The sequence below is a fragment of the Nostoc sp. UHCC 0302 genome, assembly GCF_038096175.1.
Lineage (GTDB): Bacteria > Cyanobacteriota > Cyanobacteriia > Cyanobacteriales > Nostocaceae > UHCC-0302.
On sequence record NZ_CP151099.1, the window covers coordinates 7,472,825 to 7,499,198 of the forward strand.

At 40.6% G+C, this 26,374-nt stretch carries 24 protein-coding genes; 15 read left to right on the forward strand and 9 right to left on the reverse strand.

Annotated elements, in window-relative coordinates; all coding sequences use genetic code 11:
• The first annotated feature begins 76 nt into the window (after window positions 1-76).
• Window positions 77-304 (forward strand): hypothetical protein, encoded by a 228-nt coding sequence (locus WKK05_RS32320; RefSeq protein ID WP_341527077.1) that lies wholly within the window; start codon window positions 77-79, stop codon window positions 302-304.
• Between the two features lie 106 nt (window positions 305-410).
• Here WKK05_RS32320 and WKK05_RS32325 read toward each other — a convergent pair whose 3' ends face one another.
• The 3 genes from WKK05_RS32325 to WKK05_RS32335 all read right to left on the reverse strand — a co-directional run bounded on the left by WKK05_RS32325 (window position 411) and on the right by WKK05_RS32335 (window position 3,763).
• Window positions 411-2,342 carry an ABC-F family ATP-binding cassette domain-containing protein gene (locus tag WKK05_RS32325; protein ID WP_341527078.1) on the reverse strand — a complete coding sequence of 644 codons (1,932 nt, stop codon included), beginning with the start codon at window positions 2,340-2,342 and terminating at the stop codon, window positions 411-413.
• A 74-nt stretch (window positions 2,343-2,416) separates the two neighbouring features.
• Entirely contained in the window at window positions 2,417-2,833 is a 417-nt protein-coding gene (locus WKK05_RS32330; RefSeq protein WP_341527079.1) for a DUF1824 family protein, read from the reverse strand.
• Between the two features lie 81 nt (window positions 2,834-2,914).
• Window positions 2,915-3,763, reverse strand: a complete 849-nt coding sequence (locus WKK05_RS32335) for a prohibitin family protein (RefSeq protein WP_341527080.1) — start codon at window positions 3,761-3,763, stop codon at window positions 2,915-2,917.
• Between the two features lie 222 nt (window positions 3,764-3,985).
• Here WKK05_RS32335 and WKK05_RS32340 point away from each other — a divergent pair, with 222 nt between their 5' ends.
• Window positions 3,986-5,794, forward strand: a complete 1,809-nt coding sequence (locus tag WKK05_RS32340; protein ID WP_341527081.1) for an ABC transporter ATP-binding protein — start codon at window positions 3,986-3,988, stop codon at window positions 5,792-5,794.
• 52 nt (window positions 5,795-5,846) lie between these two features.
• The gene (locus tag WKK05_RS32345) at window positions 5,847-6,275 is read left to right on the forward strand and encodes a hypothetical protein (RefSeq protein WP_341527082.1); all 429 of its coding nucleotides are present in this window, start codon (window positions 5,847-5,849) and stop codon (window positions 6,273-6,275) included.
• A 176-nt stretch (window positions 6,276-6,451) separates the two neighbouring features.
• Here the strand turns inward: WKK05_RS32345 and WKK05_RS32350 are convergent, their stop codons facing one another.
• Both WKK05_RS32350 and WKK05_RS32355 read right to left on the reverse strand, forming a co-directional pair.
• The gene (locus tag WKK05_RS32350; RefSeq protein WP_341527083.1) at window positions 6,452-6,835 is read right to left on the reverse strand and encodes a hypothetical protein; all 384 of its coding nucleotides are present in this window, start codon (window positions 6,833-6,835) and stop codon (window positions 6,452-6,454) included.
• Between the two features lie 111 nt (window positions 6,836-6,946).
• A complete protein-coding gene (locus WKK05_RS32355) occupies window positions 6,947-7,114 on the reverse strand; it encodes a hypothetical protein (protein ID WP_341527084.1) in 168 nt (55 codons plus the stop codon).
• 435 nt (window positions 7,115-7,549) lie between these two features.
• Between WKK05_RS32355 and WKK05_RS32360 the strand changes: the two genes are divergently transcribed.
• On the forward strand, window positions 7,550-7,711 hold the full coding sequence (locus WKK05_RS32360; RefSeq protein ID WP_341527085.1) for a hypothetical protein: 162 nt from the start codon (window positions 7,550-7,552) through the stop codon (window positions 7,709-7,711).
• Window positions 7,698-8,291 (forward strand): DapH/DapD/GlmU-related protein, encoded by a 594-nt coding sequence (locus tag WKK05_RS32365; RefSeq protein ID WP_341527086.1) that lies wholly within the window; start codon window positions 7,698-7,700, stop codon window positions 8,289-8,291. The genes WKK05_RS32360 and WKK05_RS32365 overlap by 14 nt, the downstream gene beginning before the upstream one ends.
• Window positions 8,292-8,358: 67 nt before the next feature.
• On the opposite strand, the gene WKK05_RS32370 is transcribed toward WKK05_RS32365, so the two are convergent.
• Window positions 8,359-9,738, reverse strand: coding sequence for a cytochrome P450 (locus WKK05_RS32370; RefSeq protein WP_341527087.1), 1,380 nt, complete (start codon window positions 9,736-9,738; stop codon window positions 8,359-8,361).
• A 108-nt stretch (window positions 9,739-9,846) separates the two neighbouring features.
• Between WKK05_RS32370 and WKK05_RS32375 the strand changes: the two genes are divergently transcribed.
• Together WKK05_RS32375 and WKK05_RS32380 are read left to right on the forward strand one after the other, a co-directional pair.
• The gene (locus WKK05_RS32375; RefSeq protein WP_341527088.1) at window positions 9,847-10,482 is read left to right on the forward strand and encodes a ParA family protein; all 636 of its coding nucleotides are present in this window, start codon (window positions 9,847-9,849) and stop codon (window positions 10,480-10,482) included.
• On the forward strand, window positions 10,482-11,075 hold the full coding sequence (locus tag WKK05_RS32380; protein WP_341527089.1) for a hypothetical protein: 594 nt from the start codon (window positions 10,482-10,484) through the stop codon (window positions 11,073-11,075). The genes WKK05_RS32375 and WKK05_RS32380 overlap by 1 nt, the downstream gene beginning before the upstream one ends.
• A gap of 652 nt (window positions 11,076-11,727) precedes the next feature.
• On the opposite strand, the gene WKK05_RS32385 is transcribed toward WKK05_RS32380, so the two are convergent.
• A complete protein-coding gene (locus WKK05_RS32385) occupies window positions 11,728-12,624 on the reverse strand; it encodes an alpha/beta hydrolase (RefSeq protein ID WP_341527090.1) in 897 nt (298 codons plus the stop codon).
• 289 nt (window positions 12,625-12,913) lie between these two features.
• Here WKK05_RS32385 and WKK05_RS32390 point away from each other — a divergent pair, with 289 nt between their 5' ends.
• The 6 genes from WKK05_RS32390 to WKK05_RS32415 all read left to right on the forward strand — a co-directional run bounded on the left by WKK05_RS32390 (window position 12,914) and on the right by WKK05_RS32415 (window position 20,363).
• Window positions 12,914-13,222: a carbon dioxide-concentrating mechanism protein CcmK gene (locus WKK05_RS32390; protein WP_341531248.1), complete on the forward strand. Its 309-nt coding sequence runs from the start codon at window positions 12,914-12,916 to the stop codon at window positions 13,220-13,222.
• An 86-nt stretch (window positions 13,223-13,308) separates the two neighbouring features.
• Window positions 13,309-13,659, forward strand: a complete 351-nt coding sequence (locus tag WKK05_RS32395) for a carbon dioxide-concentrating mechanism protein CcmK (RefSeq protein WP_194006234.1) — start codon at window positions 13,309-13,311, stop codon at window positions 13,657-13,659.
• 910 nt (window positions 13,660-14,569) lie between these two features.
• Window positions 14,570-15,745: a HetZ-related protein 2 gene (locus WKK05_RS32400; protein WP_341531249.1), complete on the forward strand. Its 1,176-nt coding sequence runs from the start codon at window positions 14,570-14,572 to the stop codon at window positions 15,743-15,745.
• 361 nt (window positions 15,746-16,106) lie between these two features.
• Entirely contained in the window at window positions 16,107-17,363 is a 1,257-nt protein-coding gene (locus WKK05_RS32405; RefSeq protein ID WP_341527091.1) for a pilus assembly protein PilB, read from the forward strand.
• A 200-nt stretch (window positions 17,364-17,563) separates the two neighbouring features.
• The gene (locus WKK05_RS32410; RefSeq protein WP_341527092.1) at window positions 17,564-18,247 is read left to right on the forward strand and encodes a Crp/Fnr family transcriptional regulator; all 684 of its coding nucleotides are present in this window, start codon (window positions 17,564-17,566) and stop codon (window positions 18,245-18,247) included.
• Between the two features lie 334 nt (window positions 18,248-18,581).
• On the forward strand, window positions 18,582-20,363 hold the full coding sequence (locus WKK05_RS32415; protein WP_341527093.1) for a M61 family metallopeptidase: 1,782 nt from the start codon (window positions 18,582-18,584) through the stop codon (window positions 20,361-20,363).
• 108 nt (window positions 20,364-20,471) lie between these two features.
• Here the strand turns inward: WKK05_RS32415 and pyk are convergent, their stop codons facing one another.
• A complete protein-coding gene (gene pyk, locus WKK05_RS32420) occupies window positions 20,472-22,241 on the reverse strand; it encodes a pyruvate kinase (RefSeq protein WP_341527094.1) in 1,770 nt (589 codons plus the stop codon).
• 390 nt (window positions 22,242-22,631) lie between these two features.
• On the opposite strand from pyk, the gene crtR reads away from it, so the two are divergent.
• Together crtR and WKK05_RS32430 are read left to right on the forward strand one after the other, a co-directional pair.
• Window positions 22,632-23,522 carry a beta-carotene hydroxylase gene (gene crtR, locus WKK05_RS32425; protein WP_341527095.1) on the forward strand — a complete coding sequence of 297 codons (891 nt, stop codon included), beginning with the start codon at window positions 22,632-22,634 and terminating at the stop codon, window positions 23,520-23,522.
• 590 nt (window positions 23,523-24,112) lie between these two features.
• Complete coding sequence (locus tag WKK05_RS32430; RefSeq protein WP_341531250.1) at window positions 24,113-25,021, forward strand: hypothetical protein; 909 nt, start codon at window positions 24,113-24,115, stop codon at window positions 25,019-25,021.
• Window positions 25,022-25,268: 247 nt separating this feature from the next.
• Here WKK05_RS32430 and nadA read toward each other — a convergent pair whose 3' ends face one another.
• Window positions 25,269-26,243 (reverse strand): quinolinate synthase NadA, encoded by a 975-nt coding sequence (gene nadA, locus WKK05_RS32435; protein ID WP_341527096.1) that lies wholly within the window; start codon window positions 26,241-26,243, stop codon window positions 25,269-25,271.
• Window positions 26,244-26,374: the final 131 nt, after the last annotated feature.

Here is a 26,374-nt window from a genome sequence, read left to right on the forward strand (position 1 = left end):
GCGACATTGGGGTATTTGCTTAGGGACACAACCCCAAAGAGAGACTTTATCTGTCAACTCTTTGGAGTACAATCAAATGCAAACCAAGCGTCAAAATATTCTCAGTAAAACCATTGCTTTGTTGCTGGCAATGCTACTATTCTTGATTGGTTTTCAAGCTAAAATCCGAATTGACCAAGGTAACTCATCCATTGAGGCGTTGATTTGGATGATTCAACAATATATTCCAGTCCTGGTTAAAATCCGTAGCTTGCAGGATAAAAAGGAAAAAAACGATTCTCCAAAGCTCAAAAATAAAAGATGAAGTGGTAGGTGTGTTAACGGAATGCCGTAACGCACCTACGCTGAATAAATCATCACAAAGACGCGATTTATCGCGTCTTTGTGATGATTCACGTCATGTTAAGACATTAAGACTCCATTTCAGCCAATTCTAACCAACGTTCAGTTGCTACATCAATTGCTTGCTTAAGATTTTCCACCTGTTCATATAGTTTCTGCACTTGGCTATAATTCCCCGGTGAAACATTCGCTAGTGTTTTCTCGGTTTCTGCCTTCTCAGCCTCTAACTTGGCAATTTTACCTTCCAACTGCTCAAACTCTTTCTTTTCCCAATTAGATAATCTCCGCCGCCTTGTATTCTCTACATCCTTGGGTGGAGATGCACCATTTTGGGCTTCGACATTTTTGGGCTTCTCTTTAGTATTAGCAGCTTGTTGCTGTGCTGCTTCTTCGGCTTTTTTGTAGTCCAGATATACTGAGTAATTACCTGGATATTGCCGGATATTACCACCTTCTTCAAAAGAAAAAATTGTGTCTACGGTGCGGTCAAGAAAGTAGCGATCGTGAGAAACTACAATTACACACCCGACAAAATCCTCTAGATAATCCTCAAGTACTGCTAAGGTTTGTACATCTAAATCATTTGTCGGTTCATCTAAAATCAAAACATTAGGCGCACCCATCAGCACCCGCAACAGAAATAAACGTCGTTTTTCCCCACCTGAAAGTTTATGAATTGGGGCATACTGTTGATTACCAGGAAACAAAAACCGCTCCAACATTTGCGAAGCAGTAATTTGAGTACCATCGGTAATTTTGACAAATTCTCCCTCTTCTTTGATGTAGTCAATCACGCGCTGATTTTCGTTTAAAGCTGTGAGCAATTCTTCAGAATGCTGGTCAAAATAACCAATGTGAACTGTATCACCAATTTCTGCAATCCCAGAATCTGGCTTCACCCGTCCAGTAATCATATCCATTAAAGTGGATTTACCTGCACCGTTAGCGCCGATAATGCCGATGCGGTCTTCTGGGCTAAATTCGTAGGTAAAGTTCTTAATCAGGGTGCGCCCATCATAGGCTTTAGAAATATTATTTAATTCAATAACTTTTTTACCAATCCGACGACCAACTGTCGAAATATCAACTTTACCCTGAACTTGTTTAAATTCAGTATCCCGCAGAGCATGAGCGCGGTCAATTCTAGCTTTTTGCTTTGTACTTCTGGCTTTCGGCCCTTTTTTAAGCCATTCTAATTCGCGCCGCAATACCCCTTGATGTTTGCGTTGACTGCTAATGGCAGATTCTTCAGCTAGGGCTTTCTTTTCCAAGTAATATGAATAGTTACCTGTGTAAGTGTAAATGTCACCTCGGTCAATTTCGATAATTCTATTAGTTACACGATCCAAAAAGTAGCGGTCGTGCGTTATAAGAAAAAGCGCCCCGCGATAGCGGTTTAAATAGCTTTGTAACCATTCTACAGAAAGAGCATCAAGATGGTTTGTTGGCTCATCCATAAGCAAAACATCTGGTTCTGAAAGCAAAGCTGTTGCTAGAGCAATGCGCTTGCGATAACCTCCAGATAAAGTACCAACTATTGCATCAAAGTCAAAAATTCCTAACTTAGTCAGAATAATTTTGGCGTTGGTTTCTAATTCCCAAGCGTTAGTCGCATCCATACGTTGCATGACTACAGAAAGACGCGACATTAGCTGATTATCTTCTGGATAGTGAGCTAGTTTATCTGAAAGTTCTTCATACTCACGTACCAAAGTCATGTGTTCGCCACTGTCTGCAAAAACCTGCTCTAAAACTGTGCGATTTTCATCTAAATCTGGCTGTTGAGGCAAGTAAATAATTTTAGAACCAGAGCTGACTAAAATTTGACCACTATCAATCGATTCTAGTCTAGCTATCATTTTTAATAAAGTTGATTTGCCAGAACCGTTAGTACCAATTAAACCAACTTTATCAGTAGCATCGAGGCTAAAGCTAGCATCTTTTAAAATTTCTTTAATACCAAAATCTTTTTTTACTGATTGTAGTGTAATAATACTCATAAATTTTATAGTTCCAGGATAATTAGTAGGATGGGCTATACCCACCCCACATCTATTGTAATTTCTGGGAAATTCTATACAAATAAATCTAATGGTAAATGTCCATACATTTCATTTATTCCCCCTTCATCATAAGACTGACAAGACACCAATACTCCACGATGATGTCCAGCATAAGAATCGAGATGGCATAATCCGTTTTTGCCGTTTAATTTAATATAAACAGGGCCTTCGGATGCAGGTAAATTGCTTGGTGCTTGATAACCGAAAGCCAAAGAATAAGTTTTCATTGCTAAAATTCCTTCTTCTGCTGTATCAGCACAGATTCCTAAAATTTGGTAATCAGAAAGGCTTGTGAGCAAAATTAAGGCACTACGCACTCCAACTTTTTCTGATGGCTTCAAGACAGGTGCAATATCTAAGCAGTTAAATTTGTTCAGGATTTTTTTTGCTTCTTCCGCAGAGAGATTGTGATGATTGGAAATTGACATAAATTGGCTGATTATTTGGTGTTATGTTTCTTTTATGTCTGAATTTGACTATGCCCAAGCTACTAGTAGTTTTCCCTAAAATCAAGGCTGATTTTGAACATTTCCCAAGTTAAAAATGAAGGGAACGCTGCTTTTGGCGTCACTACCCATCACAAGAACATTTGGCATCTGAGCGCCGCCAGTCTTCCAAGCTTCAATTGCTTCTTTTTGCAGAACTAACTGTCCTCCTTGGGCTTTCAACGTCTCCGCCAAGAGTCTTTGAGCTTCTGCCTTACCTTTAGCGCGATTGATTTCTGCTTGTGCTTCTTGTTCAGCTTCCCTCGCCACATAAACGGCTCTTTGCGCTCGTTGTTCAGCGATTTGTTTTTCTTCAACTGCTCTGGCAAATTCTGGTGAGAAGGCCAAGTCAACTACGCTAGTATCTAACACAATTATCCCATATTTATCAAGGCGATCGCCTAAAGCATTATCAAAGTCTTCTTTTAACTCGCTTCTTTTGGTAATTGCTTCTTCCACTGTTCTTCTAGCAGCTGCAATTTTAAATGCTTCTTGTGTCTGAGGGGCAATAATTTTCGATACAATATTTTCCAAAGTACCTTGTTTCCTTCTTACTTCAACTATCTGTGTAGGATCTAGACGAAAGTTGATTGCAAATCTTGCAGATAAATTTTGTAGATCCTTAGTAGAACTTTCCGCTGGTACTTCAAACTTTTGCACCGTCAAATCATAAACATCTATTACTGAAATAAAAGGAGGTTTTAGATGAATACCTTCTCTTAAAGCTCCATCTCTAGCTTTACCTAAAATGCTAATTACTCCGGCTTGCCCTGGGTTGATAATGATGAAGGAATTTATCCCGATAAGCACCAGTATTGCCAACGCAATTCCTAAAACTGTAGTTTGCCAATTTCCCAATTGCTGATTTTGCAAATTTTTATCCCCTGATCAATGCTGAGTACTGAGTAAAATATTACGGTTAAATTTGAGGTTAGCAAATAATTAAAAGTTTTGCTTAAACCTCAGTCAACTTAGTTAATTGTTAAAAATTGTCATTTATTTGTCTCTTGTGAAGTCTTCAATATTCATACTTACGAGTTAACACTCAGAACTTTCTTCCGTGTTAATATCAGTTGCACGCAACAGCAAAAAGCCGTGGCTACAGCATTAAAATCTAATCGAGTATCAAGAAAATCTAAAAATTCAGCGCATCCTCTCCAGCGCTTGCTTGACTATGGACAAGAGTATCGTAAACAATTTTGGCTGGCGACTACTTATTCTATCCTGAATAAGTTTTTCGACTTAGCACCACCAGGGTTAATTGGCGTTGCTGTGGATGTGGTAGTAAAGCAGCAGGATTCTATCGTTGCACAGTTAGGGGTGCGTGATGTCTTTACACAATTTTTGATTATCTCCCTGCTCACTGTCATCATTTGGATACTAGAATCGGTTTTTGAGTACGCCTACGCTAAACTTTGGCGGAATTTGGCACAGAATATTCAGCATAACTTGCGTTTGGATGCATATAAGCATTTGCAAGACTTAGAATTAGCTTATTTTGAAGAACGTAGCACTGGTGGTTTAATGTCTATCCTGAGTGATGATATTAACCAACTAGAGCGTTTTTTGGATGTGGGAGCAAATGATATTATCCAAGTTGCCACAACTGTAGTAATTATTGGTGGCGCTTTCTTTATTTTGGCTCCTGGTGTGGCGTGGATGGCTATGTCACCAATGCCATTTATCCTTTGGGGTTCGTTTGCTTTTCAACGGCTGCTTGCACCTCGCTACGCTGATGTCCGAGAAAAATTAGGTTTTCTCAACTCGCGATTGGCAAATAACATTAGCGGAATTACTACTATTAAAAGTTTTACTGCTGAAAGTTATGAAGCCTCTCGTTTAGAAATAGATAGTTCAGCTTATCGCCGCAGTAATTCTAAAGCAATTTCTCTTTCTGCTGCTTTTGTACCCTTAATTCGGATGCTAATTTTAGTTGGGTTTACTGCATTACTGTTATATGGCGGTATGGCAGCAGTATCTGGAAAAATGTCTGTTGGTACTTACAGCGTATTGGTGTTTCTAATCCAACGGTTACTTTGGCCTTTAACAAGGTTAGGCGAAACTTTTGACCAATATCAACGGGCAATGGCTTCTACTAATCGAGTCATGAATTTGTTGGATACTCCGATTGCTATTCACACAGGAAATGTAGCGTTACCTGTAAATGCAGTGCGAGGAGAAGTGCAATTTAAAGATGTTACTTTTGCCTATCAAGAAAGATTTCCAGTCGTTAAAAATCTTTCTTTAAATATTCCAGCCGGGAAAACCATTGCGATTGTTGGTTCTACTGGTTCAGGTAAAAGCACTTTAGTCAAGCTTTTGTTGCGATTGTATGAAGTGAAAACTGGAAAAATTACCTTGGATGGTATTGACTTGCAAGATTTAAATTTGCGAGATTTACGCCGCTGCATAGGTTTGGTAAGCCAGGATGTCTTCTTATTTCATGGCACTGTAGCCGAGAATATCGCTTATGGCAGCTTTGATGCTACAGAACATGAAATTCTCATGGCGGCAAAGGTGGCTGAGGCGCATGAATTTATTACGCTCTTGCCCGAAGGTTATGAGACAATTGTTGGAGAAAGAGGACAAAAGTTATCTGGTGGGCAAAGACAAAGAATTGCGATCGCACGTGCAATCTTAAAGAATCCACCCATTTTAATTTTAGATGAAGCGACCTCAGCAGTGGATAATGAAACAGAAGCCGCAATCCAGCGATCGCTCGAACGGATTACAGTAGATAGAACGACAATTGCGATCGCGCATCGTCTTTCCACCATCCGCAACGCCGATTGTATTTATGTCATGGAACACGGAGAACTAGTAGAATCAGGAACCCATGAACAACTGCTAGAGAAAAATGGTATTTATTCCAGCCTCTGGCGTGTGCAAAGTGGCTTGAGGTGAATTTCACCCATTCTTTGGCTTTTAATTACGAATTACGAATTACGAATTATTTATGATGTTTGGTAGTACCCAGCCGGAATCAAGAGATAAGAAATGGCATCGCCAATTGGATCAATTTGTGAAAGCAAATCGGCAAGAATTGGCAGCACTTTTTTGGGCCTTGTGGTTAGAAAATGGTGACACTCAGGGTACTATCGGCATTGATTTGCAACCTACGCCGCGTTTTGTTTACTGTCCCAAAGATGAGATAGAAAAATTAAATAATAGAGTTGAGAATCGGCTGCAAGAAATTTTGGGAATTGTCGAAAATCATCAACCAGAAGTAGAAGTTGTGATGATTGGCATTGGTAAGGGTGAAATTAAGTTAATTCAGTTTGCACCAGAACCACCACCACCTGTTTGTTTTGAGCAAGTTGGTAAGGATGTCGATGGGTTATTAGAAGTATTGGAACAGCGGATGAGTCAAGAGATTGTTTTTTAACGCAGAGGAACGCAAAGGAAGAGAAATAACTCCGCGCTTATTCTTGGGTTTATTAATTGTGCCAAGTTTTGTAACAATCTGGATATGTCATCTTCTCGGCACAATACCAGATAATGTTAAACACAGCTTCGTAGCGATAATTTTGTAAAACTGTTCGCTCAGATAGTCTTTTAAAGTTATAATGAGGCGATCGCAATTTCATCACCAACTGGTATTTCTCCAGGGTTTTGACTTGTCTGGCAAGATGTCTGTTTATTTTCAACAACTAGTGTTAGCAGTGTTAAGGCTGCGATCGCACTTTTATTACCCGGATCAAGTTGTCCTAATTTTTCTGCTGCAACTCGGAGAATTGAACGACTTTCTGTAGTATGAACCAAATGCACAAAGGCAGCAATTACCCTTTTTCTGTCGGTTAATTCCAGCGTTTTTCTAGCTGTCTGCACCAATGGTTTTGGTAGTATCTGCCAATCTCGCTTATCTTGCCGAAAATAGGCATAACTCCATTTGAGTAGATGTTCTACAATTGGATCGTGTTTAAAGAAATACTGCCAATCATGCATTGCCTCCTATCCACTTGAAGATGTGGGACGAAAGGGACTTAAATGAATCTTGCTATATTAGCTGGCTTGCTGTCAAGTCTGTACGCCATTAGTGTCTATAAAGTTTTCCTTTCACACTGACTCAAAAAAAGCAGCAGGCGAAATGTGAAAAAACTCCGCAAGACGAGCGATATGGTTAACTGTTAGCTTGCGTTGACCACTCAGAACTTCAGATACAATAGACTCGGTTTTAAGTATAGGAACTAAGTCTTTTTGTCGTAAACCAAATTTGGCTATCAATGCTTCGAGTAATTCAACACCATAAATATCTGGGAAGGTATTGTGTTTTTCTTCATACTCATAGACTAGAGTACCTAAAACATCCAGATAATCTTACTCATTTGGTGTTAATTCACTTTTATCAATCAAGGAATCGATTACTTTTTGTGTAACCAGTAATTCTTCCTCAGAAGTGATAGGACGAGGAGGAAAAGATTTGAGTAATTCTATATAAGTATTAGTGCTAGGTGTTCGTGTCTGTTGGTTGGATGCAAGATTATCTTAGCAGATCGCGAAGTTATTGTAGGCATTGCCTACCCAGCTTTTTAATCAGGCTATTTACATGGGAGAAAATACTTTAGTTAGGGAATCCTAATAAGTGTGATGTGTGCTAAAGTAACCGCATTATTTTTCCTTCCTGGGTTTAAGCCAATACGGTTCAGATAAGGTTTTTTAATGAAAGTTATAGATCACAAAGACGCGATAAATCGCCGTCTTTACAATAATCAGTCCTTTGTAGAGACGGCGATTTATCGCGTCTCTTCCCTTAACCGAACCGTATTGGGGTTTAAGCCACAAGTTTACAAAACTCCCGTGAGGTTTTATGAAAGAAATTAAAGAAAAAATTATCAATAAATTAGAGCGATTATTTGAGCAACGGTTACTACCTCGTCTGGTACAGTGGATAGAATATTTAGAAACCAAAATCAGAAGATATAAACATCTAGAGATGAAGTCTAAATTAAAATTTAGCGGCTCAGGTGTCCGGTTTAAGCGAGACTTGAGAATTGAACACCCACAAAATATATCTTTAGGAAATAAAGTTTACATTGGACAAGATGTTTTATTAGATGGTCGTGGCGGAATCACAATTGGGGACAATACAACACTTGGATTTAATGTTGTTATTCTCTCTGCAAATCATGACTATAAAAGTAATGATCTTCCCTATGAACATAATATCTACATTCATAAACCTGTTGTTATCGGGCGCAATGTTTGGATTGGCGGAAATGTTCTCATTGTTCCGGGTGTTTCAATTGGGGATGGTGCAATTGTAGCGGCTGGTACAGTTGTAACTGCCAATGTTGACCCATTAGCAATTGTTGGAAATCAACCTATGAGAATAATTAAATACCGCGATAAAGAACACTATGAACGCCTTGCTAGCAAGCAAGTAAGTGAGGATAATTCGTAATTATTATCTTAGAAAAAATAGGGTAAGCATTATAATGTCTACCCTACTTGTTTAAACTTTGAATTGCTTAAACTAGCGCTGGCTTACTAGCACGCTTCACTTGCGGCGTTGCAATCATTTGCATTCCTGCGGGTGCAGCGATAGTTAGACCACGGCGCACAGGACGCACAGGACGCTTGTTCACCAGCGATAGTTGAAAATTCGACAGAATAGTTGCCAAAACAATTTTCATTTCATACTGAGCAAATACCAAGCCGATACAGCGGCGATTTCCGCCACCAAAAGGTAAAAATTCGTATGAGGAAAATTGTTTTTCTAAAAAGCGTTCTGGTTTAAACTGCTGGGGCTGTGGGTAAACTTCTGGGCGATGGTGTGCTAAATAGATACTGGGAACTACTGCTGTTCCCACTGGCAACTTGTAGCCCATAATTTCAATTGGGGATTTCACAATCCTGAAAAAGGCATTTACCAAAATTGGATAAATTCGTAATGTTTCTTGGCAAACTGCTGTCAAATAAGGTAGCTTGGCAACAATACTCGGTTCCGGGTTAGCACCAAGGGTTTCCAGTTCTTGTGACAACTTCTCACTAACCTCTGGTAAACGGTCAAGCCAGTAAAAAACCCAAGTTAGTGCGGAAGCAGTAGTTTCATGCCCTGCAACCAACATTGTCATTAATTCATCGCGTAATTCTTCGTCTGACATCGCCTGACCATCTTCATAACGAGCAGATATCAATAAACTAAGAATGTCTTGGCGATTTTGCCCAGATTCAGCTCGACGTTCCCGAATCAGAGCATAAATGAGTTGATCAATTTGTTGTAATAGACGCTTAATTCGCCCCCAAGGACTCCATGCACCTAAATCTTTTTGCATAAAACTAAAAAAGAAGGCGGTGGATATCAATGGAGAACCCATGAAATCTAGCAAGGAAGTTAACAATTGTCGCAGTTCCTGAAAAAGCGGGCCTTCATCTACACCAAACACTACCCGCAAAATAACGCGCAAAGTGATTTCCTGCATCGACGCCCGGATATTGAAACGCTTACCAATATTCCATTCGTTGGTTACTTGCTGAGTTATTTCTCTGATAGTTTGACCGTAAGCCCGCATCCTTTCGCCATGAAAGGGAGGCGTCAATAATTGACGTTGGCGCTGATGGCGATCGCCATCAATTAAAATCAAAGAATTATCACCAAGCAAAAATCGTAAAATCCCGTTTCCTCCACCAGTCTCAAAAGAGCTAGCATCAGCAGTAAAAATCTGTTCCAGCGCTTTGGGATGACTGAAATACACAATATGAGTTTCCCTACGTCCCCAAATGGTGAAGTTGTCACCATAGACTTTGGCGAAATCCTCCACATATTTGAGGGGCTGAGTAATAAATTTAATCAGCCGCAGCGTGTAAGGTACTTTTGGCCCATCAGGCAGGTTGTAAGTTACTGTCATGTAAGTTTTTCCAGTTGATGGCTTCTATATTTTATTGTTACGAGTTTTCATGTTCTTGAGGGTCACACAAAGCGGTATATTCTTGTAAGGCAGCGTCGGAAGCAAGCAGTGCCAAAAATCATCGCTATCCTCAACGGTAAAGGAGGAGTCGGTAAAACGACTACCGCAGTCAACTTGGCTGCAAATTTTGCTCAGAAAAAAAAGGTAATTTTAATTGACGCAGATATTCAAGGTTCTGCTAGTTGGTGGGTTGGGCGTAATCAGCAAGGAATGGAATTTGATCTATCTAAAGAGAGTGATCCTACACTTTTAGGTGATTTGGGAAAGATAAAAGGTTACGATTTAGTAGTGGTAGATACACCTCCCGCGCTGCGATCTGAAGCATTGGCGGCGGTAGTTGCGATCGCTGATTATCTAGTTTTGCCTACACCCCCAGCAGCAATGGATTTAGCTATCCTCATAGAAACAGTCAAGGAAGCCGTCACCCCTGTGGGAACACCGCATCGGGTACTGCTAACTAAAGTTGATACGCGGAGTATGGGGGAAGCAATAGAAGCAAAAAACACTCTCATCCGGCTGGGTATTCCAGTTTGTGATACTTTTATTCGTGCGTATAAAGCTCATGAACGAGCAGCGCTTGAGGGTGTAGCCATTACTCAATGGCGAGGAAGAAATGCACAAGAGGCGGAATTAGACTACCGCCGCGTGGCTGATGAACTACAGCGTGATTGGAGGAAAAAATAATGGCTGCTAGAAAACGTCTCGCTGACTTGCTACAAGAGGAAGCAGAAAAATTCACACCTTCCGAAGGTGAAACTGCAATTGAAGTCACAGCAGAAGAAATCACTGAAGAGAAGGCTTCACCAACAGAAGAATCGGCGCAGCCACTTGAGTCAAATGCTGCTAGGCGCTCAAATCCAACGAAAGCTGATTTAGAAGCAACTCTCAAAGAGTTAACAGCTAATTTAGAAAAAAGCCAGCAAAAGCAAGCTGCTCAAGAGCAGAAAATAGTTGATTTGCAAACCACTTTATCTGAACAAAAAGCATCATTAGAACGCCTAACAAAAGAACTGAACGAAACTAAACAAACAGCGCTACAACTTGCAGAAGCAAATTCCAAGCTGATAGAAGAAAATAATGCTTTAAAACAACCAGCAAAAACTAATTCTAAACCTGTTGAAAAAGAACCTATCAAAGAAACTAGTGCTTTAAGACCAGTAAAGGAAAGCTACAATCCCCTAAGCTACAGAAAATCACATAGATCATCGGAAAAGCTGGCAGAACGGCAAACAGAAACAAATGATGATTTTGCCCAGAATACTTGGTTGTATGACTAGTGCAATAAGGCATTTTGTAAAGAGATTAAGCAAATTTAAATCCACGCTTCATCTCTTTACCTAGTCTTTTCCAACGCTTTAATCGCAGCTTTTGATATCATGTCCGTCAACTTACTCTTATAGCAGGAAACAGGGAACACTTCTCTACGAGAGGCTGCACTTAGGGCGCAGCTATGCCGCAGGCTTTACGACAAGCGGTAGTTGAATCTCGACTTCGCTCGATTCCCGCGCAGTTGTGCTGAGCGTCTTGCCCTGACTTGTGCCGAGCATCTCGACTTCGCTCGATGGAACCGGAGCCGAGGTAGCTTGGCCGTACCCCTAAGGGACGCTACGCGTAGCGTCCCTTAGGGAAGGGAGCCGAAGTAGTCGAAACTCAGTGCATCGCAGAGAACAGCTTTGAAAGTCTTTTGGTGTCTGGGTTTTTTGTTCAGTTGATGCCCTAAACTGCCTGTCGACAGCTACATATATCGAAAGCGATTGAAACGACACAATCTTAAGGTTTCTATGATTGTTTACTATAGGTAGCTTTTCACAGTATTTAAGCGGACGTTATTTATTTCTAATTACTAAGTAAGTAGATATAGATTAAACTGAAGATGTTTTTTGCTTCGTAGTTTGCCCTGTTTTCCAAAACAGGGTAAACTGCAAAACTTTATAGAGGTTTATTCCGAAAATCTAAAATATGTCGGGCAGTGATTTGTGGTTTTTCTAAGTGAGGGAGATGACCACAATCTTGAATCCAAATAAGGGTACTTTGTGGAATTGCCCTTTTAAACCTTGTGGCATCCTTAATACCCAATATCTTATCGGAATCGCCCCATAAAATCAGTGTCGGTTGCACAATTTCTGCTATCTTTTTAAATCTAAAAGCACTGTAACCACCACTTTTAGTAAAAGCAATTAAAGCTTGATGCCAATTTGGTATTTCTAGGTGTAATGCTCCACAGCACAGAGCATCAATAGAGGCAAGACTTTGATTTTTATATCCCATGCGAGAAACGCGATCGCGCACTTTGAGATTACGTAAAAATTGAGTTGCTAAATAATCTAACGGTGGAAACATCAATTTGCTCAGAGTTGAACCACCCGCTAAACCAGCACTATCAATTAACACCAGTTTTTGCACAACTTCTGGATAAGTCAGCGTAAAATCAATAGCTGTTGCACCACCCATTGAAGCGCCTACTAAAATTACAGGTTGGTTAATTAGACTTTTCCAAAAATAATAAAGATGCGTTTTAATCGCAGTTGGACTATAGGCAATACCTGAGAGCCTATCTGTAAAGCCAAAACCCAACAAATCCACAGCCCACGTTTCATTATCTTCAGCAAGCAGAGGCAAAAGCCGACGAAATTCTAATACAGAACTGTCAAAGCCATGAATTAATAAGATAGGAGTTCCACCACTACCTTGAGTAACATAAGTCGTGGTAATTGCTTGATTAGTTAAGGGAGTAGCGATCGCTTGACTTTTTATACGCTGAGCTAAAGCGATCGAGCTAGGTTCTGTCAGTTGCTCAACTGCGGCAGGAAGAAAATTAGGAAACATAAATTTTAGTTTACCGTAGGCACTCCCACATATCACTGATTTTATCCAACGATAAAATTATATGGAGTTGTACTCAACTTAATTACTTCTTGAATAAGAAATATAAGCCAGCAGCAAGAATTTACTCCTACCTCTTGTACAGACGCGTAGACGCTCGAAGAGCGTCTACGCGTCTGTACTCCTACCTCCTCTGAACTTATATCAAAGAAAGTTATGCCAAATGTCAAAATTGGGACTAAAGCCTCGTACAATTGATATCACTTATTTATTTGATTTAGGAACTGATGCCATGCCAATGGCGGTTGGCGTAATAGAAACTTTAGGTTTTCCAAGTGTCTTAGCCTCAGCAGATGCAATGGTAAAATCTGCTGCGGTCACACTGGTATATTATGGCCTAGCGGAAAGTGGTCGCTTTGTAGTCGCTGTCCGAGGACACGTTGCTGAAGTAAAAAGAGCTGTTGAAGCCGGAATAGTCGCTGGAGAAGAAGTAAAGGTTGATACAGTAATCACCCACTACATTGTTCCCAATCCCCCGGAAAATGTGGAAACAATACTACCAATCCACTTTACCGAAGAATCAGAACCTTTCCGTTTCTAAGCAATTTAACTAGCAAAAGCTGTAGCAAAGCTTCGTAAAATTCATTTGTAGCGTCATATTACGTATATTCATACAGGAGATTACTAATGTCATTACAGGCAGTTGGAGCACTAGAGACTAAGGGGTTTCCTGCTGTGTTAGCAGCAGCAGATGCTATGGTGAAAGCTGGCCGAGTTACCCTCGTCGGTTATATCAGAGTAGGTAGCGCTCGTTTTACAGTTAATATTCGTGGCGATGTTTCTGAGGTAAAGACAGCTATGGCTGCTGGTGTTGAAGCCGCAGAAAATGTTTATGGTGGAACCTTAGAATCTTGGGTGATTATTGCTCGTCCCCATGAAAACGTCGAAGCTGTTTTGCCTATCGCTTACACAGAAGCAGTCCAAGAGTATCGAGAATCTGTAGAAAACCCCATTGTTAGATCCTCCAACGGACGATAAAGTTCTAGTCAATAGTCAAGAATTGGCTATTGACTAAGACTTGGAGATTTATATGTTTTTAGAATAACTCTCAAGTCCAGAGGCGAAGTTGTATCTAAAGCTGTTTTGGCAACGAGCAATTTGCCTATTTATTCTAATTATTCAGTATAGCGATCGCTATTTGTAACTCTATAAATTTATACAAGTAAAGTAATATAATATACCTTGCTTATGTAATATAATACTACATAAGCAAATAACTTTCATAAAAGCGTTTGTGGGTTTGAATTATATAAATATTGAATTGGCTGTATTGTACAAAAATAGTGTAATATTTACACTCTTTTGCCTAAAGACATCTTGTATACTATTGAATTGTAAACAAATAAGATTGCTTAGAGAGTGATAAATTTTACCTAAAAATATAGCAAAGTTTTATTTATTGTATTCCTAATAACCATTAATCACGATACAGGCATTTAAAGATAAAAGTTTTAGTATAAAATAGTACTGTATTTTTGTTTCCGGAGGTAGTTTCTGAGTGTTGAAACTTATACGGATGAAATAACGTCTTAAGATTGAGTTAAATTAGAATATTCGTTCCTCGGCTTGGGTGCAAAATGTCCGCTTTAGCAAACCCATTGTCAACAAAAGTGTATCCCTCTCCACTCTAGACAAATTGCTGTGATCAGTTGCAAAAACATAACTTAACAAAAACTTGAAATTGGTAGAAATGACAAAAATGCTTCATAGACAGTGATTTCCGGTTCAGGGAAATTAAAGTAAAACAGCAATGTAAGAAATTCCTGCATAAATCAGGTGAATCAAGACGTAATAAAAATGGAATCACTTAACTGATTTCATGGAGCTTGATCAAATGCAGGGCAACTGCCAGTTAAAAATTTTTAAGTGGGAGCAATGGGGGTTGTGGATGCAAGCTTTAAAATTGAGTTTCGAGGAGCGCAATCTCGCTATGGCAACAGAGGCGGAAAAACTGGCGCTATATTGGCAAAAGCGGTTGGCAGCAGAATGTGCAGGGCAAAGTGAAGCTGCTAGAGAAAGTATTATTATGTGGTTGTTGGGATCTGACTCAAAACGGTTTGATCTGCTCAACCCAAAGGATCTTGAGATTGCTAAGCAAGCGATGGAATATCGCTGGAGGATTTTACATCAACGGTACTTAGAAATAGGGCGAGAACGTGCTTATCGCAATCTGATCACTCGATTAGGAAGTTTAGCAACATTACGGAATAGGATTCAAACGTGGATTGCCCTGAGTCGCGATCGCCAACGCAGTGTCATGGATGTGTTACAAGAAATACTCCAAGAATTACTGCAAAGCGATAGCTATATGCAGCAGCAAATGGCTGATATTGCAGGATTTACAACCGATAGACGATTACAGGATGCTCTACTGTTCGCAAGTGTAGAAGAATACTGCTTGCGGCCAGTACGCAATCAACCTCTATTAGCATATCGATTTGTAAATTACTTACGCCGCACTCAGCGTGGTGGCTTAACCCAAGTCCCAGGACGTGATTTGATTAGACTAGTCTCAGAAGAAATTCTTACAGACGACAGTGACAATCGAATTAACTTGGTGGATAGTCAAGCGATCGCAGAATATCAAGAGGCACAACAACTAGAAGAGCAACAAGTACTGCGTCAGTCTGTACAAAAAGAGTTTGAAAACTATTTACAAGCTAATTTAGGCGCAGAAGCAGTGGAGTGGCTACGATACTATCTGCAAGGAAAGTCTCAAGAAGAGATTGCCAAAAAACTAAATAAGCAGATTAAGGAAGTTTATCGGCTCCGAGAAAAAATTAGTTACCATGCTGTCCGCGTCTTTGCCCTGAAAGATAAACCGGAACTTGTCGAAAGTTGGCTTTCCATCTCTTTGCAAGAGCATAACTTGGGGTTAACACAAAACCAATGGCAGCAACTCTATGAAAAATTAGGTTCTCTAGGACAGCAAATTCTAGATTTGCGAAGAGCAGGTAACTCCATAGAAGCAACAGCAGAACAATTAAAACTTAAAACCCATCAAGTAATGGGTGAATGGACTAAAGTCTATCTCACAGCTCAAGCTTTAAGAACTCAGGAGTAAACTGTGAGGCTTCTAATTTACCAATTGAAGCAAGGGGGGAGATGAGGAAGAGGCAGAGGCGAGGATTTCTGTAAAAATTCTCTCTCCTCAATTTTCCTCATCATCTGAAATTCATTCTCTACTTACGTGCAAACAAGTAATATCACTAGTATAAAATAATGCGATGTTGTGGAAAGTGGATAGTCTAACTGTTATATATCAGTGTTCAATCTACAAGTTAAAGCCTAGTTACGTATTAATCCCTATCAAGGATAGAAATAATTGAATTTTTAATTAGGAAACAAAGTATCTTTATTAACTGGCGATTAAATTCAAGGCAAAATAATATAAGTATAAGAATAAACACCAGGCAATCAAACCTATGTTGTCTTCACAGGGCAAACCAACTGATACCGCAGGAATTGGCAAGCAAGTGTTAACAGCCATTCAATCTAAGTGGGAACAAGGAGACGAACGCGAGCAAATATTTCACCTGATTGATAGTCTATTGTCATTTGAGGCTTGTCTTTACCACCAAATTTTGCCCTTTGAATTAAAAGACAACAACCTTTTGCTGGGTATAGTTCATCCACAAGATAGCGAAGCGCTAGATTACGTTGGTCGCATCTTGTCTTATATCAATTGCAAAATGCAAACTGAGGCGATCGCATCTGACACTCATCGCCGAATATTATCAGCCTACCTCAACCACAAAAATACATCCCAGCCAGATGCTAAACCAGAGCATCTGCCAGCAGCGAACTTGGCCTCAAAAAATAGCCCAGTTCCCGTTGCAGAAAAACTTATTCTCTCTGCTGATACCGACTCTGAATCATCTCAGCGATCAACATTGACACTGCCTCAATCTCCAAGTCCTCAACATTCTTGGCAGCGAGTAGATTTGCCTCCCACCCCAAACCCAGATAATTTATCTCAACCTGCTAGTTTCTTAACTATTGAAAATAGCCGTCAACATGGGAATCCTTCTGAGGCAGTACCAACTGACAATTTACCTACATTGCCAGCGCAAGTTCCAGACTTATTTATACCTATTGATGAGCTACAAAGGCTACAACCTAAGAAATTACTAGAAGAATTACTAGGGCGAGTTTTAGCTGGGGGAATTGGTCGGCTGTATTTAGAAAGACAACCTTACGAAGGCAGAATTCTGTGGAGTGACAACGGAGTCTTGCAGTCAGTATTAGAAAAACTGCCGCTTTCTGTTTTCCAAGGAGTACTTAATGAATTAAAACGGTTTGTTGACTTACCTGTTACGACAATAGCAGAACCAAAACAGGTTGAGAAAGAATGTGTATATCAAGAAAACCGTTTGTTAATACGCTTACGAGTCATGCCGGGAATTTACGGCGAAGAAGCTACACTACAAGTGCTACGGGGAGCAGCATTAAAATTTTATCAACAACAACAGTTGACGCGTCTTAGTCGTGATGCTTTGGGTATTGCTCAGCAACTAAGCTTCAAGTTGCATGAACTGCAAGAACGGCTGCTTCTAAATCCCACTGTCGATACTCAGCAATTAGAAGCTTTAGTAACCCTTAATCAACTCGTGGACAATTTAGACCAACAAATAAAAATACTCTCATTAAGTAGCGATTCACCAACAAATAGCAAATTCTAACTCTGTCAGTGAAACCGCTGATTTCGATCCCATACATAGTTGTTATGTTGTAAAGGAACTTCTAGACCAATTAACCTTAGAAGTTCAGGTTAAATAAGTACAAATTTTGTGATCGTACTCTCAACAAGATTACGGTTTAAACAAATTTATAGTAGCAAAGTTAAATTTCCGCTCTTGAATCCATTTCTTGCAGATATTTCATGCAGACTGAGGTTTTTAGTGAACTTTTCCCCTTAATGAGTACAGCCAACCCACAGACGCTGGAATGGCTACTCAACGTTGCTATCGAACATGAATACCCGGCAGGAAGAGCCGTTGTCATGGAAGATGCTTGGGGTAACGCCCTTTATTTCGTAGTTTCTGGCTGGGTAAAAGTCCGCCGTACCGTCGCGGACGATTCAGTAGCTCTAGCAATATTTGGTCGGGGCGATTTTTTTGGAGAAATGGCGATTTTGGATGAATCTCCACGCTCAACCGATGTCATTGCCCTTTCTTCTGTGAAGTTGCTTAGCATCTCCAGAGAACGTTTCATTCAAATATTGTTTAAAGATCCACAATTACATCACCGGATGCTGCAACTGATGGTGCGGCGATTGCGGCAAATTAACCTGCGTCTGCAAATGCGCTCTTCACCCCCAGCCGTCAAGCTTGCTCATACGCTAGTGACTTTAAGCGAAAGTTACGGCCAGGAATCAAACTTAGGAAAGGAAATTTTTAATATTCCTTTTAAAGATTTAGCAGAGGTGACAGAAATCGGTGTTGAAGAAACCACCAAAATCATGGAAAAGCTAGATGAAAAAGGGTGGATCAAAATTGATAACGCCAACAATATTATCTATCTCATCAACTTTAAACAGTTGATTAATTTAGCCGGTAAAGTCTAATCAGTTATGAGTCCTGAGCGCTAACTTAATAAGTAGTTATCATGAACTGCGTAAACCAAAACAGATGACAACCCTTTGTGGCTTAGTGGTAAAAATCTTGAACCACTAAAATACAAAGACGAGTGCAGGTTAAGAGACTTGAGCTAACTGCCCGTAAGCAAGTTTTTCATCTCAGATTGGCAGAAATAAATATTGTCATTTTACTTCGTTCCACTCGCAGTAACAGATTTATATTTTATGATGTCAATCTACTTAGACCGCAGTTTTTAACCATTAACTCAGCACGGGCTAAACGCCCCGCTACCGCTAACACAACCAGGACTCAGCACTCAAGATGACTGAAGCAACAGCACTTCATCCCAACACCCACGTTCCAGAAACCGGGCCGATAATTTATTATCTGGTGGCAATGCCGCAACCAGAAACGCATCTGTTTGAGGTAACTTTACGCCTTTTAAATTACTCCTCGCCAATTCTCGATTTAAAACTACCAGTGTGGACACCTGGTTCTTACTTAGTACGGGAATATGCCAAGAACTTACAAGATTTTGCGGCTTTTGCGGAAAATAAGCCTTTAGCCTGGCAGAAAATCAGTAAAAACCACTGGCAGGTAGAGAAAACTGGTGTTTCAGAATTAACTGTGCGTTACCGTATTTTTGCTAACGAGCTATCGGTACGAACAAATCATTTAGATGCTACTCACGGTTATTTCAACGGTGCAGCAATATTTTTTAGAATACCGGGTTGGGAGAAACAACCAATCCGTGTAACGATCGCACCACCACATCCAGAATGGCAGATAACTACTCCTTTAGAGCCAGCTGATAACGATGCAAATACTTTTTTAGCTGGCGATTTTGATACCCTTGTCGATAGTCCATTTGAGATTGGTCGTCACAAGTTGTACGATTTTGAGGTATTGGGAAAACCACATGAATTAGCAATTTGGGGAGATGGAAATTTTCACGCCGAGCGGATGATTGCTGATATCCAGAAAATTATCCAGGTGGAAGCAGAAATATTTGGCGGCTTGCCCTACGAAAGATACGTATTTCTGCTACATTTATTTAGCCAAGCTTTCGGCGGCTTAGAGCATAAAAACTCCTGTTCTTTAATTTACCAGCGTTTTGGGTTCCGCGCTCAGGATAAGTACGATCGCTTCATACAGTTAGTAGCACACGAATTCTTCCACTTGTGGAATGTCAAGCGGATTCGTCCCAAAGCGCTAGAGGTTTTTGATTACGACCAGGAAAATTACACGCCATCCTTATGGTTTTGTGAAGGGACTACTAGTTATTACGATTTGCTAATTCCTTTGCGAGCAGGAATTTATGATGCTAAAGCGTATTTAAATAATTTGGGTAAGGAAATTACCAGATATGAAACGACTCCAGGGCGAAAGGTACAACCTGTTTCCGAGTCGAGTTTTGATGCTTGGATTAAACTCTATCGTCCAGATGCTAATAGTGGTAATTCCCAAATCTCCTACTATTTGAAAGGGGAAATGGTGTCGTTGCTGCTGGATTTACTGATTCGCTCTGCTCATGACAATCAGCGCTCTCTTGATGATGTGATGCAGAAAATGTGGCAGCAATTTGGACAAGCTGAAATTGGCTTTACCCCAAAACAGTTACAGGAAGTCATAGAATCTGTGGCAGGCAGAGATTTAAACGATTTCTTTCAACGCTACATCGATGGTACTGAGGATTTGCCCTTCAATGAGTACTTAGAAGCATTTGGTTTACAGTTGGTAGCAGAGCAAGAGGAAGAACCTTACTTGGGTGTGAAAACAAATGTTGAGAATGGGCGAGAGATAATTAAATTTGTTGAGACTGGTTCACCTGCACAAGCAGGCGGAATTGACCCAGGCGATGAGTTGTTAGCAATTAATGGCATAAAAGTAGCAGCGAATAGTTTAAGCGATCGCCTTAAAGATTATCAACCAAATAATACCGTGCAAGTCACAGTTTTTCACCAAGATGAACTACGTACTTATTCCGTTACCCTAGCGTCACCACGTCCGACTCGCTATCAAGTAAAACCTCTTGAGCGTGCTGACTCCAAGCAGCAGCAAAACTTTACTGGATGGCTTGGAGCAACACTTACAACTGTTTAATTAAGGAGATGGGGCATAGGGCATGGGGGATGGGGCAAGAGGCAGAAGTCAAGAATGATATTTGTCCCCCTTATCCCCCTTGTTCCCCGACTCCCGGCTCCCCACTCCCTACGGCGTTCCTACTGCCCCAGAGTAAACTAAACCACGTTGGAGATCCAGCGTTAGAATCGCTCCATCCCGAATTACTTGTGTCGCTTGTTTTACACCAACAATCACTGGCACACCGAGGCGCAAGCCAATAACAGCTGCATGACTTGTAAGACTTTCATCTTCTGTGATAATCCCAGCAGCTTTGCGAATCGCCTCAACAAAATCGGCACTGGTACGGGAGGCAACCAAAATATCTCCAGGATTAAAGTTACTAACATCCATACTGGTTTGAGCCACTCGTGCGCGACCGCTGACTGAGCCTTGTCCTAAACCAATTCCATGACCTAACACTGCTGTTACCACCTCAACTTTAATTAAATCTGTTGAGCCAGATATCCCTTGAAGTGTGCCAGCCGTCATCACCACTAAATCGCCTTCAGTAAGTAACTGATTCTCCTGAGCAACGTTGATAGCAGCTTGAAAAGTTTGACCTGTAGAAGGTAGTCCCAGTACCAACAGCGGTTTGACTCCCCACACCATCTGTAACTGTCGTGCTACATTTACATGGGGTGTAACTGCCAAAATTGGGGTTTTTGGTCGGAATTTGGAGACATTGCGAGCTGTTGCCCCAGTTTGTGTTAATGTCATGATTGCTGCTGCTCCTAGCTGCTCTGCAATTTGACTTACAGCTTGACTAATTGCATTAGGAATGGAACGCCTAGTATCTTTCAAAGAACGCAAGTTTGTGTTTTGCGCTTCTTCTTGCTCCATCCGTTCGGCAATTCGTGCCATTGTCGCTACAGCTTCTACTGGGTAGTTGCCGACAGCTGTTTCGTTAGAGAGCATCACTGCATCTGTGCCGTCTAGAATGGCATTTGCTACATCCGACACTTCGGCGCGAGTAGGACGGGGATTGCTCACCATACTGTCTAACATTTGGGTAGCAGTAATGATCGGAATCCCTAAGCGGTTTGCTGTGGCAATCAAGCGCTTTTGCAGCACGGGGACATCCTCAGCTGGCAACTCTACACCCAAATCGCCCCTGGCAACCATTACCCCATCACACAAAGCCAGAACTGCATCCATTTGTTCAATGGCTTCGTGCTTTTCAATTTTGGCAATTACTGGCACTTGCTTGCCTGCGCTAGAAATTAGCTCTTTAATTTCTATGAGATCCTGCGGATTGCGGACAAAGGAAAGTGCTATCCAATCTACACCTTGATCAAGACCAAACACTAAATCCTCGCGGTCTTTGTCGGTCATGGCCTTAATCGACAAGTAAACTCCGGGAAAGTTGACTCCTTTGTTGTTAGAGAGTTTACCAGCCACAGTCACACGACAATGCAAATCACCTTTGTCGCGGTTAATTTCCTCCACCAGCATTTCTACTCGTCCATCATCAAGGAGGATTTTTGCACCAACTGGAACTTCTTCTGCTAAATAATCGTAGGTAACACAGCTAATTTCGTGCGAACCGATTACGGGGCGATTGGTTAAGGTGAAGCGATCGCCTTTTGCCAAGACTATAGACCCGTTTTCAAACTTTCCCAGGCGAATTTTTGGCCCTTGTAAATCTTGAAGAATAGCCACTGGCTGATTGAGTTCAAAGGCGGTTTGCCGAATTAAGCGAATATTACGCTGATGGTCAGCATGAGTTCCGTGGGAGAAATTTAACCGCAGTGTTGTAGCTCCCGCTTCAATGATCGCCTTAAGCATTTCTGGGCTGCTGGTGGCGGGGCCAATAGTAGCGACAATTTTTGTCCGGCGTAGAGAATCTCTTAATTGCATATCAATAATTGCAGAGGGGCTGAAATTAGGGAGCTATCTAGCAAGTCATCGTAACTTTAAGTGGTATCTCCTTTTCAGTCACAGATATATCAATAAATTTAAGCAGTTAGAGAGGGTTTGTCGGGGCAACCAAGCAGTGAGATAGACTAGATATCGTACAACGCTATTGCTTTTATGCTCTCCACTGGTGATTTTTTCCCATCAAATTTTTCGCACTTGTCACACTCCACTAATCAGCAAAGACTTAGGTCTCGTCTGGAATCATAGCGTTATTCATCTACTGATTATGCAAAGCTGTAGATAAATCTTGCTATATAAAAGTTTGCAAAAGTTTATTATTTCCTCATATTTATCGTATATTCGTAATATTTGATAGAAAAGGAGTCAAGAATGCTCACGTCGGAGGCACAAAAGCCACTGACAATCCCGCCCAAGGAATTTTTAGCACCTCCCGGTGATTTGAATCCAACTCTGCTACTGTTTTTCGCAGCAGCAGGAACACTGGTGTTGTCTAACTTTGGTTATTGGCTTTGGCAATGGCCACACTGGGTGTGCTTTAGTGTTAATACTATTGCTTTGCATTGTGCTGGTACAGTAATTCACGATGCCTGTCACCAATCTGCTCATCGTAACCGAGTGATCAATGCGATGTTAGGTCATGGCAGTGCCTTAATGCTAGCTTTTGCCTTTCCAGTGTTTACGCGGGTACATTTACAACATCATGGCAATGTTAACCATCCTAAAGACGATCCAGATCATTATGTCTCTACGGGTGGGCCACTGTGGCTGATTGCAGTCAGGTTTTTATACCATGAAGTGTTTTTCTTTCAACGGCGACTGTGGCGCAAATATGAGCTACTGGAATGGTTCATTAGTCGCTTAATTGTCGGATCAATTTTTTACATCTCAGTGCAGTACCACTTTTTGGGCTATATTCTCAATTTTTGGTTCATACCAGCGTTTATTGTGGGCATAGCATTGGGATTGTTTTTTGACTATTTACCCCATCGTCCTTTTGTAGAACGCGATCGCTGGAAAAATGCTCGCGTCTATCCCCACCCAATTCTTAATATTCTGATTATGGGTCAGAATTATCACTTAGTTCATCATCTATGGCCTTCTATTCCCTGGTATAACTATCAACCTGCATACTATTTGATGAAGCCGCTTTTAGATGAAAAAGGCTGTTACCAAACTTCAGGGCTACTACAAAAAAAAGACTTTTTTGAGTTTGTTTACGACATTTTTTTAGGAATTCGGTTTCATCATCATAAAGAATGACCTAAGCATCTCAGCTAAACGATGCCATTGGTTCTCTGTCATAACTGCCCGAATATTCCATTTCAGCTAAGAGGCGCGAGTAGCGATTGCACTCTACTATCAATTTCTCAAGCTTGGAATAACGCGCTGAAGTAATTTAGTGCTTTATTACCAAAAATTTACTCTGTCCCCACCGAGGGCTGAGCAGCATAGTATTTGCTGCTCAGTTGTATAAACTCCAGCAGAGTATGCAGAAAATAGTGGCGATCGCTTATAGCATTCTCCTATCGGAACTTATGCCATGTTAGTAGGAGAAAATTTAAAGATCCCATCTGCGATTTCGCATACCTTAGCTTGATCATAAGCCATTGTTAAAAATCGTAATATATTATGTTACACAGATAAATTCCCCACTAGCATGGCGCTGTAATCACTTATAGTGATATAACCTCCTTACTGAAGCAACTAGGGGGCTTTTTTTATGATTTTATTTGGCAACCTCATCTTTTTGCTCGTAAAATCGAAAACAAAGTAAAGGTAAGTAGAAAAGAGTATCTAAATTAATGAGTCAGTCAATAAGTCAGGGCGGCAGAGCTATTATTAAATCTCAAATGGTAGATCGGATCAACGATATCGCTTGGCAAGCTCACCAGGGTAGCGTGGCTGCAATTATTCAACTATTGAATGAAAGACTAGCCAACTCTGGTGTCAGAACTAGAGCCATTTTTGCTGATGGTGTCTTACAACTTCTGTGTGAAGCAGCTAGAATAGACCAACTTGAGCAATCTCCTTTAGTAGAACAAATTCAACAAATTCTTGAGTCCATCGCACCGCGTAACATTCGTCGAGTCAATATCAACAGCCGAATTGTTAAGGAACAGCAACTACTCTGGTTGAAAGAAATTTATCGCGATCGCGAAAATCAATTGCTTTGGTCAAAGGAAATTACATTAGTTCAACCCAATATTTTAAAGCAACTAATTGCAGATTTTACAGAAGTCCAAACCGAACTAGCAAAGCCAAATTTACCTAAGACCCGCTCTTCTCGCACTTCAGTAATTATTAAAAAAAATAAATATAAAAACAAATACCAAACAAGGTTAGTAACCGCATCTAGTTTATGCTTATTGCTGTTGTCTGGCTGGCTTATTTACGCCCGATTAGGCAATAAAATGAAAAACTTAATACAATCAGAAAATCCAAAATCTTTAACTACAGCTAATACTAATAATAGTAAAGTAAAAGCACTACCGCGTAATGCTAATAATAGGACTTCTGAAACACCTGAAGACCCATTTACAACAGCTGTACGAATTGCCAACAAAGCTTCTGTATCTGGGAAAACAGCAACAACTTCAACTCAGTGGTTAGAGCTAGCTCTTAGGTGGCAACAGGCATCAGATTTAATGAGTGCAGTGCCACCAAACCATAGCCGCTATCAAGAATCTCAACTCCGCACTAAGCTATATAAAAAATATAGTGAAGCGGCGCAGAAGGAAGCAGATAACAGTAAATCTTAGTTTTTTGTTAGCTAATTTACTTTATAAGAAAGGTGAGCAATGTGAGGACGGGTAAGTACCATTCAAGCTGATAAAAGCTAATTTTAAATAAGCACAAATACCCTTCCAATTGCGTTCTATATTAGATGTCTAATTATATAGATAAGTATCTGTTTTTTAATAAATCAAGATTTTTACTGTAGAGACGCGTTAGCCGAAGGCTTTGACAGAGCCATTAATTGCATCTCTACAAATTAGACAAACTTAACTAAATACTCATCTCTAGCATCCGTTGGATTGGTCGCAGTGCAGCGATGCGGATATCCTCTGACATGGTGATTTCGGGTGTACGGTTTTTCATCGCCAAATATAGTTTTTCTAGAGTGTTTAACCGCATAAACGGACATTCGTTGCAATTACAATTATTCAGAGGCGGCGCAGGAATAAAGTGCTTATTAGGAGCAAGTTTTTGCATTTGGTGAATAATACCAGGCTCTGTAGCAACAATGAATTCTTCAGCAGGGCTGTTTTGGCAATATTTGAGTAAAGCTGCCGTAGAGCCAATAAAGCTAGCGTGGCGCAACACACTACTTTCGCATTCTGGGTGTGCGATCGCCTCTGCTTCGGGGTGGGCAATTTTTAACTGCACAATTTTCTTTTCCGAAAAGGTTTCATGCACAACACAGCTACCTTGCCAGAGTACCAAATCTCGCCCAGTCTGTTCCATGACATAGCGTCCCAAATTCCGATCTGGAGCAAAAATAATCGGCTGTTCTTTAGGTATCTGCTGCACAATCTTGACAGCGTTGGAACTAGTGCAGATGATATCGCTCATCGCCTTAATTTCGGCAGAGCAATTGATGTAAGAAACCACCAAATGATCTGGATGCGCGGCTTTAAAAGCTGCAAAGGCCTCTCCTGGACAACTATCAGCTAAAGAACAACCAGCATCCAAATCTGGTAAAAGTACTAATTTATCGGGATTAAGTATCTTTGCTGTTTCTGCCATGAAATGAACACCAGCAAAGACAATTACATCTGCATTGGTCTTTTCTGCTGTTCTGGCTAGTTGTAATGAATCTCCAATAAAGTCTGCAATATCCTGAATATCTGGCTCTTGATAATAATGCGCCAGGATAACTGCATTAAGTTCTTTTTTCAAACTTTCAATAGCAGCAAACAAATCTAGTGGTAGTTCACCCAGTTGGGTTTTATCTCGTTGAGCTAGTGCAGTGGTAAACACGGTTAGAGGTGACTTTATGTTGCAAGTTTTTGTCCTGTGGATTAATTATAGTAGTTTTTACCAAAAATAGTAGAGGATTGATTTTCTGAGGTTGTGTCCAAATCCGGCGGAGTTTTCTATGCTGGAGATAG